Source organism: Microbacterium sp. RG1 (assembly GCF_005347485.1).
Lineage (GTDB): Bacteria > Actinomycetota > Actinomycetes > Actinomycetales > Microbacteriaceae > Microbacterium > Microbacterium binotii_A.
Genome location: NZ_CP034121.1, coordinates 2,191,141 through 2,205,227, shown reverse-complemented (window position 1 = coordinate 2,205,227; position 14,087 = coordinate 2,191,141). Strand labels below are relative to the sequence as shown.

General features: G+C 69.8%; 14 protein-coding genes. 3 read left to right on the top strand and 11 right to left on the bottom strand.

Going from position 1 to position 14,087, the window contains the following annotated elements; all coding sequences use genetic code 11:
• The first annotated feature begins 99 nt into the window (after positions 1-99).
• The 3 genes from EHF32_RS10700 to EHF32_RS10690 all read left to right on the top strand — a co-directional run bounded on the left by EHF32_RS10700 (position 100) and on the right by EHF32_RS10690 (position 5,384).
• Positions 100-1,221, top strand: coding sequence for an ROK family protein (locus EHF32_RS10700; RefSeq protein ID WP_161594093.1), 1,122 nt, complete (start codon positions 100-102; stop codon positions 1,219-1,221).
• Positions 1,222-1,651: 430 nt separating this feature from the next.
• On the top strand, positions 1,652-4,789 hold the full coding sequence (locus EHF32_RS10695) for a carbohydrate binding domain-containing protein (protein WP_137418162.1): 3,138 nt from the start codon (positions 1,652-1,654) through the stop codon (positions 4,787-4,789).
• A 79-nt stretch (positions 4,790-4,868) separates the two neighbouring features.
• Entirely contained in the window at positions 4,869-5,384 is a 516-nt protein-coding gene (locus tag EHF32_RS10690; protein ID WP_137418161.1) for an ASCH domain-containing protein, read from the top strand.
• A 59-nt stretch (positions 5,385-5,443) separates the two neighbouring features.
• Here the strand turns inward: EHF32_RS10690 and EHF32_RS15920 are convergent, their stop codons facing one another.
• From EHF32_RS15920 to EHF32_RS10640, 11 genes are all read right to left on the bottom strand, one after another.
• On the bottom strand, positions 5,444-5,617 hold the full coding sequence (locus tag EHF32_RS15920) for a hypothetical protein (protein ID WP_192900638.1): 174 nt from the start codon (positions 5,615-5,617) through the stop codon (positions 5,444-5,446).
• 87 nt (positions 5,618-5,704) lie between these two features.
• On the bottom strand, positions 5,705-7,291 hold the full coding sequence (locus tag EHF32_RS10685; RefSeq protein ID WP_137418160.1) for a chitinase: 1,587 nt from the start codon (positions 7,289-7,291) through the stop codon (positions 5,705-5,707).
• A complete protein-coding gene (locus tag EHF32_RS10680) occupies positions 7,288-9,627 on the bottom strand; it encodes a glycosyltransferase family 2 protein (protein WP_137418159.1) in 2,340 nt (779 codons plus the stop codon). Before EHF32_RS10680 ends, EHF32_RS10685 begins: the two co-directional genes overlap by 4 nt.
• Before the next feature lie 213 nt (positions 9,628-9,840).
• Positions 9,841-10,299 carry a hypothetical protein gene (locus EHF32_RS10675; RefSeq protein WP_137418158.1) on the bottom strand — a complete coding sequence of 153 codons (459 nt, stop codon included), beginning with the start codon at positions 10,297-10,299 and terminating at the stop codon, positions 9,841-9,843.
• Between the two features lie 30 nt (positions 10,300-10,329).
• Positions 10,330-11,466 carry a glycerate kinase gene (locus tag EHF32_RS10670; RefSeq protein ID WP_202876811.1) on the bottom strand — a complete coding sequence of 379 codons (1,137 nt, stop codon included), beginning with the start codon at positions 11,464-11,466 and terminating at the stop codon, positions 10,330-10,332.
• Between the two features lie 89 nt (positions 11,467-11,555).
• A complete protein-coding gene (locus tag EHF32_RS10665) occupies positions 11,556-11,726 on the bottom strand; it encodes a CsbD family protein (RefSeq protein ID WP_137418157.1) in 171 nt (56 codons plus the stop codon).
• A gap of 44 nt (positions 11,727-11,770) precedes the next feature.
• The gene (locus EHF32_RS10660) at positions 11,771-12,385 is read right to left on the bottom strand and encodes a hypothetical protein (RefSeq protein ID WP_137418156.1); all 615 of its coding nucleotides are present in this window, start codon (positions 12,383-12,385) and stop codon (positions 11,771-11,773) included.
• The gene (locus tag EHF32_RS10655; RefSeq protein WP_137418155.1) at positions 12,382-12,966 is read right to left on the bottom strand and encodes a DNA/RNA endonuclease G; all 585 of its coding nucleotides are present in this window, start codon (positions 12,964-12,966) and stop codon (positions 12,382-12,384) included. The genes EHF32_RS10660 and EHF32_RS10655 overlap by 4 nt, the downstream gene beginning before the upstream one ends.
• Complete coding sequence (locus tag EHF32_RS10650) at positions 12,963-13,352, bottom strand: hypothetical protein (RefSeq protein WP_137418154.1); 390 nt, start codon at positions 13,350-13,352, stop codon at positions 12,963-12,965. The genes EHF32_RS10655 and EHF32_RS10650 overlap by 4 nt, the downstream gene beginning before the upstream one ends.
• The gene (locus EHF32_RS10645; protein ID WP_137418153.1) at positions 13,349-13,537 is read right to left on the bottom strand and encodes a DUF2273 domain-containing protein; all 189 of its coding nucleotides are present in this window, start codon (positions 13,535-13,537) and stop codon (positions 13,349-13,351) included. Before EHF32_RS10645 ends, EHF32_RS10650 begins: the two co-directional genes overlap by 4 nt.
• A complete protein-coding gene (locus EHF32_RS10640) occupies positions 13,534-14,004 on the bottom strand; it encodes an Asp23/Gls24 family envelope stress response protein (RefSeq protein WP_137418152.1) in 471 nt (156 codons plus the stop codon). The genes EHF32_RS10645 and EHF32_RS10640 overlap by 4 nt, the downstream gene beginning before the upstream one ends.
• Between the last annotated feature and the right edge of the window lie 83 nt (positions 14,005-14,087).

The window sequence follows — 14,087 nt, the reverse complement described above, 5'->3', positions numbered from 1 at the left end:
TGCGGTGACCGTCGCGACGGGGCCTGATCTTCCACCCCCGCGGGCTCCGCGGGGGGTGGAACCACGAATGACGCGGTCCGCCGGCAGAACCTCGTGGCGGTGCTGTCGGAGCTCCGGCTGAACGGGACTCTCTCACGCGCGCAGCTCAGTGCCCAGACGGGGCTCAACCGCTCCACGATCACCGGCCTCGTCGCGGAGCTGATGGATGCGGCTCTGGTGCGGGAGCTGCCGGCGGTGCCCTCGACGGGCAAGGCGGGCCGTCCCATCTCGGAGCTGCAGGTCGACGACGCGGTCTCGGCCATCAGCGTGGGCGTGGATGCGGACGGCGTCACGGTCGCGCTCATCGGGCTCGGCGGCACGGTGCACGCTCGCCTGCATCACGACACCGCTCGGCCGGTCAGCCCGCGTCGTTTCGTGCAGCTCGCCGTCGATCTCATCAACGTGATGCGGGCCGACATCGATCGGCACTATCGCGTGGTCGGTGTGGGGCTCGCCGTGCCGGGCCTTGTCGACGCCCGCGGATCGGTGCTGGTGGCGCCGACGCTGCAGTGGCGGAACGAACCCATCGCCGCGCGGATGTCCGACAAGCTCGGCATGCACGTCACGGCCGGCAACGACGCGAGCATCGGCGCCCTGGTGGAGACCCGCTTCGGCGTCGCGCGCGGGGCGCGCAACCTCCTCTACCTCGGCGGCTCGCTGCGCGGCATCGGTGGCGGCGTCATCATGGACGGCACCCTGCTGCGCGGTACGTCGGGCTATGCGGGCGAGCTGGGTCACACGGTCGTCAACCCCGGCGGCATCAGGTGCGTCTGCGGCCGGCGGGGATGCCTGGAGGCGGAGGTGGATCTCAGCCTGATCGAGCCGTTGCTGGGGCGCCGGCGACTCGACGAGGACGAACTGGATGTCGAGCTGGGGGTCGCACGCGACCCGAAGGTCATGGCGGAGGTCGCGCGGCAGGTCGATGTGCTCTCGATCGCGCTGACCAACTTCGTCAACGCCTTCAGCCCTGAGCTCGTGGTGCTCTCGGGTTACCTGGGCTCGCTTCTGTCCGTCAGCAGGGAGCGACTGTCGGCGGCCGTACGCCTGCACCCCCTGGGAGCGGAGGGACGCGTCGTGCGCCTCGAACGTTCCCGGCTGCGCTCACGACTCATGCTCATCGGGCCCGCCGAACTCGCCTTCGCGCCGATCCTGGCCGACCCGACGACCGCGCTCCGTCGCTGAAGAGGATCAGCGCAGCGGCGGTTGCGGCGCCCCGGCGGTGCGCCGCGGCTTGCGAGCGCAGGCGCTTTTAGGCTGCCCTGCCGGAGGGGCAGGCCGTCGAAAATCGTTCGAAACTGAGAGTTTGTTATGCGAGGCCATTGTGTTAGCGCTAATGGTACCGGTAACATCACGAACGGTTCCCCATCCTCGCGTTTTCGCCGACGACCAGACGCCGACGACGCAGGGTGAGTCGGCCCCTCGCAGCGGCGACAAGCCTGCATGCGAAGGTGACGGCGTCCCGCGGCCTCCCGTGCGCGACAGGGTGCGGTGAGCAAGGTGGCTCATTGCGTCGGAACCGGGTTCGTGGCCGGTGAGGCCGGCGACCGATCGACGGGAGCGGCGCTTTCGCAGATGAGGCGCTGGTGGCACTCGAACTCAAAGGAGACAAGACGTGAGACCACCCCTACGCACCCCACGCCGTGCACGCGCACGCGGGCCACGGACAGTCGGCGCGCTGCTGGGAATCGGCGCGCTCGCGCTGTCCTCGGCGGTCGCGATCCCCGCGGCCCATGCCGCATCCACCCCGCTGATCGCGAACGGCACGTTCGAGACCGGGATCAGCGGCTGGACCGCGCCCCTGGGCGGAACGCTCGCCGAGAGCAACGATGCCAAGTCGGGGAGCAAGTCGCTCGCCATCAGCGGCCGCACCACGTTCCAGTCGGGACCGACGGCCACCGTCACGGGTCTCCTGGATCCGGCGAAGAGCTACCACCTGTCGCTCGCGGTGAAGTTCGACGCGGGCGCGGCCACGCAGAACTTCAACATCGTGCTGTGCACGAGTTCGCGTAGTCAGTGCGATGTCGTGACCAGCGCCACGGTCACGGCGGGTCAGTGGAAGGTCCTCGAGAAGACCTTCACCCCGGCTATCTCCACCTACGACATCATGTTCGTCGAGACGCCGTGGAACACGAACGTGCAGAGCTTCGTCATCGACGATGTCTCCCTGACCACGGCGGGCGGCACCGACCCCGGCACTCCCGTTGTGACCGAGCCGCCGGCCGTCGCCGGCAACCTGCTTCCCGATGGCCGGTTCGTGGACGGGTTCACGGGATGGACCGCGGTTCGCTCCGGCACGCTCGCGCTGAGCGATGACGCCGCCAGCGGGGCGCACTCCCTCAAGGTCACCGGTCGCACCAACACCCAGTCGGGGCCCTTCGCCTCGGTGACGGGCAAGCTCGAGGCCGGCGCAACCTACCGTCTCGGGGGCAAGCTGAAGTACACCGAGGGTGAGCCGACCCAGCAGTTCAACTTCACGTTCTGCCCGAGCAACTTCAACGGCTGCGTCGACAACGGTCAGACCTACACGCGCGGCGAGTGGGGCACCTTCTCCAAGGAGTTCACGGCCGGCGCCAACCACGCGTCCGCGGACTGGTTCTTCGTCGAGACACCGTGGGGATCGAGTGCACTGCAGGACTTCCAGGTCGACGACATGTCGCTGATCAAGGTCGCGGACGCCCCGGCGGCCCCGACCTACGGCAGCCTGGAAGAGGTGCAGACCAAGCCCATCGGCGACCACAACCCGCTCGTCGGCCACAAGTTCGGCGCCGACCCGCACCACCTGATCTACAACGGCCGCCTCTACATCTACTCGACGGATGACACGCAGCAGTACGAGGCGAACACCAAGGACGCCAACGGCCTGCCGACGCAGTCGAACGGCTACGGTGCCATCACGCGTCTGAACGTCATGTCGACCTCCGACATGGTCAACTGGGTCGACCACGGCGCGGTTCCGATCGCGCGTGAGGGCGGCGCAGCTCCGTGGGCACGCAACTCCTGGGCTCCGGCGGCGATCGAGAAGGACGGCAAGGTCTACCTGTACTTCTGCGACAGCGGTACCGGCACGGCCGTCGTCGTGGGTGGATCGCCCCTCGGGCCCTGGACCGACCCGGTCGGCAAGAAGATCATCCCCGACACCGTCTCGCCCGAGTACATCGCCGGTGGTGGATTCCCCGCGGGGATGTGGCTGTTCGACCCCGAGGTCTTCATCGACGACGACGGACAGGCGTACCTGTACTTCGGCGGCAACTCGCAGATCGGCTCGGGCAGCAACGTCCAGGGTCCGCAGAACCCGAAGTCGACGCGCGTCGTAAAGCTGAAGGACGACATGGTGACGCTCGACGGCGACCCCGTGGAGATCGACGGCCCCGGCATGTTCGAGGCCTCGAGCATGTTCAAGCGCGGCGACACGTACTACTACTCGTACTCGTCGAACTTCCAGGTGCGTCCGCAGGAGGGGGTCTACCCGCCCACCGGAGCGATCGCCTACATGATGACCGACGACCCGATGAACCTGCCGGCGTCCAAGTACGCGGGTGTCGCCTTCCAGAACCAGTCGAACTTCTTCGGCGCGGGTAACGGCGGCAACAACCACTCCGACATGTTCACGTTCAAGGGCGAGACGTACTTCACGTACCACGCTCAGACGCGGGGCGCGGCGTGGGCTGCGGCGCTCGGAACCCCGGGATCGACCCAGGGCTACCGCTCGGTGCACATCGACAAGCTCGAGTTCAACGCGGACGGCACCATCAAGCCCGTCCAGGGAACCCGCGCAGGCGTCGAGCAGGTCGAGGCGTTCGACCCGTACCGCACCTTCGAGGCAGAGACGCTGGCATGGCAGCTCGGGCTGAAGACGGTCGCGACGGATGCGGCGTCGGTCGAGTTCCCTGAGCACAACGGCAGCGGCAACATGGCGCTGAGCTCCATCGACGACGGCGACTTCGCCGGAATCTCGGGGGTCGACTTCGGTGACGGGGCCGCCTCGGTCTCGGCCCGGGTCAAGCCGCTCGTGGAGGGCGCGTCGATCCAGGTCCGGCTCGACGAGGTCGACGGCCCCGTCGTCGGCGAGATCGCCGTCGAGGGAACCGTGGGCGAGTGGACCACCGTGAAGGCTGACGTCACCGGCGCGACCGGGGAGCACGATGTGTTCTTCGTCTTCGCGGAGCCCGAGGGCGGCACGGACTCGAAGCTCATGGAGGTCGACAACTGGACCTTCACGGCTGAAGAGGGAACCGAGCCCGGTAACCCGGGTGAGCCCGGTGAGCCCGGTGAGCCCGGTGAGCCTGGTGAGCCCGGTGAGCCCGGCAACCCGGGTGAGCCCGGCAACCCGGGTGAGCCCGGTGAGCCCGGCGACTCCGATGTGACCGCGGTTCTGTCGCGTACGGATGTGCGTGCGGGTGAGTCGGTGACGGTGACGGCGCAGGGACTCGATGTCGCGAAGGTGGAGATCGGCATCGCGAGCACGTATCGCGCGCTCGCCACGGTCGATGTGACCGACGGCGCGCTCCGTGCGACGGTGACGATCCCCGCGGACATCACGCCGGGGGAGCACCACATCCAACTGCGCGATGGCGACCGCATCCTCGCTGAGCTGCCCGTCACCGTACGTGCGGCCGCGGGTGCGCTGGCCGCGACGGGGCAGGACACGACGCCGATGATGTCCGCGTCGCTGTTCGGCGCCGCGATGCTCGGCCTCGGCATCCTGGCGATGCTCCGGCTGCGGGCGCGGGCGCGTCGCTCCGAGCTCTAACGGATGAGCAGCAGGTGCCCGGGACGGCGTTCGCCGTCCCGGGCACCTGCTTTTGCGTGGAGGGTGAGAGAATCGACCGATGTCCGAGCCGTCGCTTTCCTCCGTCGCCCTCACTCGCGACATCGCCGCTGCCGAACGGATGTGGGGGGAGTATCGCGCCGCCCACCCCGAGGCGGTGAGTGCTTCACCCGACTACACCGTCGAGCACTTCGGTGATTCGGCGCGCCTGGCCGACGAGCTCCTCGACATCGTCCTGTCCGGACGTAAGCGCGCGACCGCCGAGCTCGTCGCGGACTTCGTGGCGCGTGGCGATGCCGTGCCGCGTATCGGTTCCCACTGGATCGCCTGCGACAGCACGGGCGCACCGCGCATCGTGATCCGCAGCACCGAGCTTCGCCTCGGCCCCTTCGGGAGCGCCGATGCATCCTTCGCCCGAGACGAGGGAGAGGACGACGGCTCGCTCGAGAGCTGGCGGCGCGAGCATCGGCGTTACTGGGAGCGGGTCAGCGCCGCGCGCGGCGCCGTCTGGTCGGAGGACGAGGAGATCGTCTTCGAGCGGTTCTCCGTGGTGTGGCCGCCGGAACACGCGGACTGATGGCGGCGGCGGAGCCCAGGCTCCCCGCGCCGTCCGCGGCGGGCACCCCGAGCTCCGGCTCAGCTCGCGTCGCCCTCCTGGGAGGCGACGCGGTCGGCGTCGGCGCTGTCGACCTTGTCGTCGTCGAGATCCTGGTCCAGCACCTCCTTGCCGTCCACCTCTCGCGTCGGCGCCCCATCCGCCTCGCCGTCCCCGGGAAGCGGCACCGGGGGCGGGAAGGTGTTGTTCGACATCGTGGTCTCCTCTCGGTCGGATCCAGCGGATGCCGGCACGCTACGCCGCGGTGAGCCCACCTTCGCGGGGGTTGACGCGGCTCCGCCTCAGGGGCCGCTCTGGATGATCTGCTCGAGCTGCGCGATCGTCAGCGGTTGCCACGGCGAGCCGTCCGCGTCCGTGGCCTGGGCAGCGGGGCTGTCGCCACGCGTCCAGTACTTGGCTTCGTAAGGGACCTGCTGGAACATCACCCGTTGACCCTCGGTGTATGTCGCGGCCGGATCCCAGTCCGGGTATGTGCCCGCCGGCAGTGTGGGCTGCGGGTAGGGCGTCTCGCCCGGCAGCACGGGGCCGATGAGCCGCCACGGCCACGAGTCCGCGTCCGCCAACGGGTTGTCCGGATCGTCGCCGCGCGTCCACCACTTCGCCTCGTAGACGTTCTGCCGCCAGACGACCTTGGCGCCAGAGAGGTACGTGTTGGTCTCGGTCCAGATCGGGTACGGGCTGGCGGCGGGGTCGTCGGTCACCGTGGGAACAGGCTCCGGCGTGGTGCGGCGCCCCGCTGACGCGTCGGGTGTCGCCTCGAATCCGGGCTGCAGTGTCTCGGCGAATGTCGTGTCCTGTTGGTCGACGCCGCTGCAATCGTTGGAGACGACCGAGGTGTCGGCGTAGTTGGTGCCGCACGTCCGGTCACGGTTCAGCGACCACATCGACAGTCGCGACATCCGCTGCTGCTGCGCGAAGGCGTTCAGCGCGGTCGCATCGTCGAGGGTGAAGACCTCGCCGGCGACGTCGTTCTGACCGATCATGGGCGTGGCGGCCAGCTTGCCCCAGAGGGTGGGTGCGGTCAGCGTCGTCCCGGCATCCTCGTAGAGCGCGCCGAGCTGCGCATGCGTCGCGCGGAGCGCGTCGATGGCGGTCTCGGCCATGGTCTGCGTGCCGCGGTCGACGCCGTAGTCCATCGTCATGACGTTGACACCGGTCAGATCCACGCCCGACTCCAGCATCTGAGCGACGGCGGTGCGCGCGGCCGCGGTCAGCCCGTCGGGCGCGACCGGCAGGGTGAGCCAGACGGCGAGGTCGTCGCCCGCCGCCCGCCGCTCGTCCTGGAGATCGGCGATCGCGACCGCCCGGCGAAGACCCGACACCGGGTCTTCGAGGTTCGCACCCTCGATGTCGAGATCGATCGTCGACACGTCGTAGCGGTCGATGACGCTCCGATACGCCTGCCGGAGTCCCTCTTCGTCGGAGCAGGCGTTGGCGAGCTCGGTGCCCGCTGCCCCGCCGAAGGACAGGACGACATCGCCGCCGCTCTCGCGCAGCCGCGTGATGCGCCGATCGAGATCCACATCGCGCGCCGCCTCGTCGAGGTCGTAGTAGCCGCCCCAGGACGGCGTGCACGAGTCCGCCTCGGCGGCCACCACGAACGAGAGCACGACGTTCCGATCGGCATCGTTCTCGGGCTTCTCGAAAGCGAAGAACGGTGTCGTCGTGACGTCGACGTACGGCGCGAACCATGCAGCGCCCGTGACCGCGCGCACCTGGTCCACCACGAGGAGGCGGTAGCCGAAGAGCGAACCGGCGACGATGGCGACGAGGATGATGACCCCGAGCGCGACCCGCCACGGTGACAGGCGTTTGCCGTCGTACGGGCCGGGAGCGGGCGGTGCGGTGTAGGCGACGCGTGGGTTCATGCGCGCCGGCCCGTCGCGCTTCTCGCCTCGAGAGCGCGCGAGGGTGCCGTCTCGACCGCGGCGGACGGGGTGGGACGGACCGCGCGACGCACGGGATCGCCGGCGGCGGGGTAGCCGTGGAACAGCGCGTCCTGCCAGTCGAAGCCGGGCTCGCCGGGGGCGGCGCGCCCCACGGTCTCGGTGGGCACGGTGACCCACATCCAATTGGTCAGTCCCATCCACACATCGACGATCGAGTTGCGGATGCCGATGTTCTCGACACACGCCCACAGGGCGCAGACCGTGTTGAGCGCGCCGAAGAAGAACGTTCCCCAGTTCTGGGCGTTGAAGCTCCACCACGCGGTGAAGATCGAGAACGCGACGATCGCCCAGGGGGCGATGACATAGAGGAGCGTCGTCGCCGTGCGCTCACGCACCTTCGGGGTGCGGGCGAACGGGATCTTGCGGCCGGTCAGGCCCTGCTCGACGGATTTCAGCACGCCGGCGAGATTCACCGGCAGCAGGATGAGGTTGAAGCCGTAGATGCGCAGGATGTCGAGGTAGCGATAGCCCGAGTACTTGAGGTCGCTCGCCTGGCACAGGAAGTACGGCGCGGCCGCCACCAGGACGAGCGGGCTCAGCAGGTCGCTGTCGAAGGGGAACGTGAGCAGGAAGAGCAGGGCGAAGCTGGCCCATGCGAGCGAGGCCATGTAGTTCACGCGGATCATCCACTCGCCCAGGCGCACGGGGCGCGATGTGCGTCTGCGGGCGCGCACCTGGCGCAGGAACTTCGGCAGGATGAGCAGGCCGCCGTTCGCCCAGCGCCGCCGTTGCACCACGAGGGAGCCGAAATCCGGCGGCGTGGCCGAGTAGCTGAGTCGCTCGGGGTAGTTCACGAGCGTCCAGTTGTGATCGGCGAGGTCCACCGAGGACTCGGTGTCCTCGATCACGGTGCGATCCTGCACGTAGCGGCGCACCTCGAAGCCGTCGACATCGTCGATCTGCATGATGTCGTCCATCGCCTCCATACGGATCACGGCGTTGGCCCCGACCCAGAAGGTCGCGTCGTAGCCCGACATGCCTTGATGGAGGATGTGCTGGATGTCCGTCGTCGCGCCCGCCAGACGTTCGATGCGCGTCGGGGCGCCGCGGAACGAGGAGTACGGCGTCTGGGTGACCGCGACGCGTTCGTTGCCGGGCTGCTCGAGGAAGTAGACCAGGCGCAGGCAGTAATCGCGCAGCAGGAGCGAGTCGGCATCGAGGGTGAGCAGGTAGTCCGAGTTGGGGATGACGAGATCCGCCTCCTGTCCGGCGCCCGCGACCAGTCGCAGCACGGTCTTGCGGCCGGGGCCCTCCACGAAGCGGTAGCGACCGCCCATCAGGCCGATGTACGCGTTGAGGTTCATCGCCTTGTTCGCTTCGCTGGACAGCGACGCGTAGCGCTTGCGCTCGAACGTGCCCACATCCACGGAGAAGATCCACACCAGGCGCCGGTGCAGTTCGTGCAGCCGCTGGTGCGAGAGCTCCGTTCCCGATTCTGCTGCGGACTCCAACGCGGACGCGGTGAGGTCCAGGTCGTCGGCCAGCCCGCGCACGACCTGGTCGATGAAGAAGGTGTCGACGTGGTCCTCGTGCGGTTCGGAGTCCGCCATGTCGTTCAACCAGGCGACCGCGTAGCGGTACTCGTCGCGGAGGGACCGGATCTCCGCCTCGCCGACGCCGCCGGTCGCGGCACGCTGCTCGAAGTCGAACAAAGCCTCTGTGAAGCGATACGCGGGCTCGGCCAGATCCTCGGCGATTCCGAGGGCGATCTGGCGGGTCGCCTCCAGGCGCGCGAGGGTGTGCGGATCCGTCGGGAACGGAGGGTCATCCAGCAGTAGCACCACCCGCAGGGACGGATACTCCTGCAGCGCCGCAGACCACATGGTCTTGCGGATGACCGCGGGCTCCTCGGCGTAGGAGGGGATGAGGACGGTCATCCCCTCGCCGTGCTCGTCGTCGAAGTGGCGGTCGAGCTCCGCGCGCGGCACCCGCTCGTGATCGCGGAATCGTCTGAGCGCAGCCTCGCGTTGCACGAGGAACATCAGCGCGGAGAAGCTCAATGCGGTGATCACGAGCGCGTAGATGCAGGCCTCGATCGTGGGCCAGATGTGCTCGCCGTCGTAGGCGAAGATCTGGCGGAGTGCGGTGGTGAGCATGTAGGCGGCCCAGCCGGCGACCGTGATCGCGATGGCGACGCGCGCCCAGACGATCTTCGGGGCCGAGGGTCGCGGGTGAAGCGTGGGCAGCGGTTCGCGGCTCCGTTCGGATCCCCACTGCCGCTTTCGTGCGCTCGGAAGCGCAGGAGTCTTCGCCATGCCGTCCCCTGCCGAAGGAGCGGTGAGCGCCCGCGTCTTCGGGTGACGGGGCGCTCACCGAGAGCAGCGGAATGCTGCTGGAGCTACGGTACGAGAGCGGTTCCAGCTGCGGACGGTGCGCGGGGGAATTCGGACGGAACGGCCCGAATCTTGCGGCAGGATTGCGGATCTTGCGCATTTCTTGCGCATTCCTTGCGGTTCGAGCGGCGCCGTTCAGACGCGACCGAGTCGCAGGATGTCGATTCCGAGCCATCCCAGCGCGCGCAGGCGGCGGCGGTCGGCGCGGTCTCGCGTTGTGGCCAGTGAGGGCGCGGTGCTCACCACGATCTGGTGGACGACTTCGGCGCTCAGCAGACGCGCGAGTGTGCGCGGGGCCACTGAGGTCGCGCCGCCCACGATGAGACAGATCCGCGGCGCGTCGTCGACGAGCTGCGCGTCGATCCGCGAGAAGAACTCCTGCGCACGGTGCAGGGTGGAACCGTGCGCCTTGCGGTCGATGATCACGACGCCGAGATCGGCCGGCCGATCGCCGACGCCGGGCAGGACGAGCTGGTCGGGGCCGATGACGCGCCGGATGCCGGTGATGAGAGCCTCGGCGTCGCCGTCGATGAGCACCCGTGCGCTGCGCAGATCCTGTTCGACCCGCCGACGCAGTCGCGCGCGAAGACTCATCGTGCGCTCCTCGCCTCGTCGGTACCGTCTCTACACGCTATCGCGCCCGGTATGCGTGCGCGCGAGGCGGGCGCCCGCTTCGCGCAGCCATCGTCGCGGATCCGCCAGGGCCGCCGAGGCGGATCCCGCCAGCTCGACCAGTGACAGGTCATCCGCTCCTGCGGCCACACCGAAGCGGCCGGCGACGACGCTCACGGGCACGCCCCGAATCTCTGCATACGCGCGGACGACGCCGGGCGCCTTGCCCAGCAGCGACTGGGAGTCGTACGACCCTTCGCCCGTGATCACGCGGTCCGCACCTGCGAGCGCGACGTCGAGCCCGATGGTCTCGGCGACCGCATCCGCGCCGGAAGCGAGCTGGGCGCCCCAGACCAGGAGGCCGAAGCCGCATCCGCCGGCAGCTCCCGCTCCCGGGATATCCGAGGCGACGCCGACGAGGCGGGCCCACCGCGTCAGCGCGGCCTCGATCTCTTCGACCTGGTCGGGGTCGGCTCCCTTCTGCGGCCCGAACACCCGTGCGGCGCCGTGGGGGCCCAGGAGCGGGGCTCGGACGTCGGAGAGCACGAGGATCCCGTTGACAGGCGGAGCGATGAGGTCGTCGGCATCGAAGGATGCGGCGCGCGCGAGTCCGGCGGCTCCGGAGGGGACCTGGCGGCCCTGACCATCACGGACGACCGCACCCAGCGCGGTCAGCACCCCAGCACCGCCGTCGCTGGACACGCTGCCACCGATTCCGAGCAGCAGGCGAGTGGCACCGGCCGCGAGGGCGGCGCGGATGGCTTCGCCGAATCCGAGCGTGTGCGTCGCCAGCGGGTCGACCGCCTCCGCGGCACCCACGAGCTCGATCCCGGAGGTGCACGCCAGCTCGACCACCGCGGTGCGGGGGTGGTCGCCCGGCAGCATCAGCCAGTGGGAGTCGACCCGGCGTCCCGTCGGACCGGTCACGGTGATGGGAACGCGTCGAGAGCCCGGGATCGCGGCGGCGAACGCATCCAGCGTGCCTTCGCCGCCATCGGCCATCGGCCGCAGCAGCAGCTCGTCGTCGGAGCGGACGCTGCGCCATCCCTCGGCCAGGACGCGTGCCGCGCTCGTCGCGTCGATCGATCCCTTGAAGCTGTCGGGAGCGATGACGATCCGCGAGCGGGCGGGGGAAGCGGTAGCGGGCACCCGTCGATCGTCGCAGCCGGAGCCCGCGAGCGGTATCCCCGCAGCGACGTGCCCCGCGACCGAGGGCCGCGGGGCACGTCCGTTCCGGCTTACTTGAGCGCGTCCTTGACGTTCTCTCCGGCCTGCTTGAGGTCGGACTTGGCCTGCTCGGCCTTGCCCTCGGCCTCGAGCTTCTCGTTGCCCGTGACCTTTCCGGCGGCTTCCTTGGCCTTTCCGACGAGGTCCTCAGCAGCGTTCTTGATCTTGTCGTCGAGTCCCATGGGGGTCTCCTTTCTCTTTCGGATGACCCGCGCGCGGTGCGCGGTCACGTGAGGGTGCGCCGGTCCGAGGCGAGACGCGCCCGGAGTCCTGCGTGAAGTGAGATGTATGTCCGCGTGGGGCGGTCCAGCAGAGCGTCGAGACGGGCGCCGACGGCGGCGACGTGGTCGGCGACGTCGCGAGGCGAGGCCTGGGAGCGGGGGGTCACGGCCACGTGGAGCACGGGCGCGTCCCGCACATCATCGGCCACGACGCGGGTCGAGAGGATGTCGGCCCGCTGCGCCAGCGAGGCGGTGACCGCGTCGGAGGCGAACCCCTCCCGGACGACGACGCGGCCGGACGCCGCATCCGTCTCGGTGCTGCGCAGCACGGTGCGCGAACGCCGGTGCGCCAACAGCGCGACGGGGATGAGCAGGAGCACGATGAGGATCACTGCGCCCGCGACCGTGCCGACGCCAGCCCACGACACCGGTCCCCCGCCGACGAGGGTCGAGGTGTACGCGGAGTCCACGGCGTCGGCGGCGGTGGTGAGGGCTTGCGTCCACAGTCGGTGGGCGTCGGCGGAGACGGACGCCCACACGACGGCGCCTCCCGAGGCGACGGCGATGAGACCGACGACGAGGACGAGGGTGCGGTTGAGACCGCGACGGGTGGTGTTCATCGCTCCTCCTTCTTGTCGAGGCGTCGGTGCACGCTCAGCGTGACCGACGGAGTCAGCTGGTACGTGTCCAGCTCCGCTTCGGATACGGCGCGCACCTCGTCGAGATCGATCCCGAGACCCGTCTCGGGTTGCACGGTGACATCGACGCGGCGGTGGCCCACTCCGACGGTGAGCCGGCGTCGGTCGATGCCGAGGGCGTCGCTCAGATGCTGGGCCAGGGCGGCGGCGATCACGCCGTTGTCCACCACGACGATCGTGCCGTCGACGGTGGCCATGGTGTGCTTCGCCAGTCGGCCCGGGGTGACGGCGATGACCACGAAGACCGCACCCACCAGGGCGACGGCGGCGCCGATCGCGGTCATCGCCGCGCCGGACGCCGCGGAGAGGCCGCGCAGCAGGTCGGTCGGGGCGGCGACGAGCGCGGGTGCGCCCGCCATGACCAGCACGGTCTCAACCCCGAGGTAGGCGATCAGCGCGATCACCAGCACGACGGCGACGACCATGGCCGTCGACCGCGGCGAGTGGGTCTCACGCCGTTGCACGCGCGCGAGCGCGCGGTCCGGCGAAGGGGTGGCACTCATCTGACCCTCCTCCTCTTCTCGATGCGGGCGCCGGTGATCGTGAGGTCGACGCGGCGCACCTCGCGGCCGGTGAGGGCCGCGATGTCGGTGCGGATCTGTTCGCGGATGCGGTGTCCGCGCGCGGTGACGGTGTCGGACTCGGCGGACGCCGCCTCATCCGACAGGTCGGGGACGGGAAGCGGAGCCTCCACCCGGACCGCCAGCGCTCCGGCGGTCGCGCCGAGCCTGACCGTGACCGCTCGCCGGGGGACGCCCACGGCCCGTGCCGCCACCTGTTCGCACATGGCGGCCAGAGCACGCTCGGCCACGAGCGTCCGGCCCGACAGGACCGTCTCGGCGGCGGGTGTCATCCCGCCGTCGAGCGCGGGCCAGGTCGCGGAGCTCATGATGTCCGGCGGCCGGAGAACACGTTGGCGAGCGCGCGGAGATCGAGCGAACCCGACACGACGCGACCGACCAGCGCACCGATGCCCATGAACAGGGCCACCAGGAGGAATCCCCAGAAGCCGAACAGCAGGGCGGACACGGCGAGCACCGCACCCACGAGCGCTCCGCTCACCGTGGCGCTCATGCGACGCGCGCCTCGGTGTCGTCGTCCGTGTCGTCACCGGGAAGGTGCACGTCGTTGACCTCGACGTTGACCTCGACGACCTCCAGGCCCACCAGGCGCGAGATCGCCCCGGCCACGGCGGCACGGACGCCGGCGGCGACCTCCTGGATGGGGGCCGGGTACTCCACGACGATCGTCAGATCGGCCGCGGCCTGCGTCTCGCCGACCTCGACCTTCACACCCTGCGTGAGGTCCGTCGCGTTGATGGCGTCGCGGATCATCCCGAGAGCGCGGGCGCCGCCGCCGCCGAGCGCGTAGACGCCGGGAACCTCTCGCGCCGCGATGCCGGCGACCTTCGCGACCACGCCATCGGCGATGACGGTCCGACCCGCGGCCGCGGCCGTCGGGGCCGCTCCGGTCGTGCCGATCGTGCCGCGGTCGACGCGGGCGGGGGTGACGGCGGGGGTGGTCTTCTGCTCAGTGGCCATGATGTGCTCCTTTATCTCGTTGCCAGGGCGGTGACAAGAGCGCGAGACGGTTCTCGTCGTCGGCGCTAACTTCGCCCTACTGA

Bases quoted from the DNA above. Each gene is read 5' to 3' on its own strand.
- EHF32_RS15920 (WP_192900638.1), bottom strand. From the start codon at position 5,617: ATGTCGAACAACACCTTCCCGCCCCCGGTGCCGCTTCCCGGGGACGGC.
- EHF32_RS10675 (WP_137418158.1), bottom strand. From the start codon at position 10,299: ATGAGTCTTCGCGCGCGACTGCGTCGGCGGGTCGAACAGGATCTGCGC.
- EHF32_RS10650 (WP_137418154.1), bottom strand. From the start codon at position 13,352: ATGAGCTCCGCGACCTGGCCCGCGCTCGACGGCGGGATGACACCCGCC.
- EHF32_RS10680 (WP_137418159.1), bottom strand. From the start codon at position 9,627: ATGGCGAAGACTCCTGCGCTTCCGAGCGCACGAAAGCGGCAGTGGGGA.
- EHF32_RS10660 (WP_137418156.1), bottom strand. From the start codon at position 12,385: ATGAACACCACCCGTCGCGGTCTCAACCGCACCCTCGTCCTCGTCGTC.
- EHF32_RS10640 (WP_137418152.1), bottom strand. From the start codon at position 14,004: ATGGCCACTGAGCAGAAGACCACCCCCGCCGTCACCCCCGCCCGCGTC.
- EHF32_RS10690 (WP_137418161.1), top strand. From the start codon at position 4,869: ATGTCCGAGCCGTCGCTTTCCTCCGTCGCCCTCACTCGCGACATCGCC.
- EHF32_RS10685 (WP_137418160.1), bottom strand. From the start codon at position 7,291: ATGAACCCACGCGTCGCCTACACCGCACCGCCCGCTCCCGGCCCGTAC.
- EHF32_RS10655 (WP_137418155.1), bottom strand. From the start codon at position 12,966: ATGAGTGCCACCCCTTCGCCGGACCGCGCGCTCGCGCGCGTGCAACGG.
- EHF32_RS10665 (WP_137418157.1), bottom strand. From the start codon at position 11,726: ATGGGACTCGACGACAAGATCAAGAACGCTGCTGAGGACCTCGTCGGA.
- EHF32_RS10645 (WP_137418153.1), bottom strand. From the start codon at position 13,537: ATGAGCGCCACGGTGAGCGGAGCGCTCGTGGGTGCGGTGCTCGCCGTG.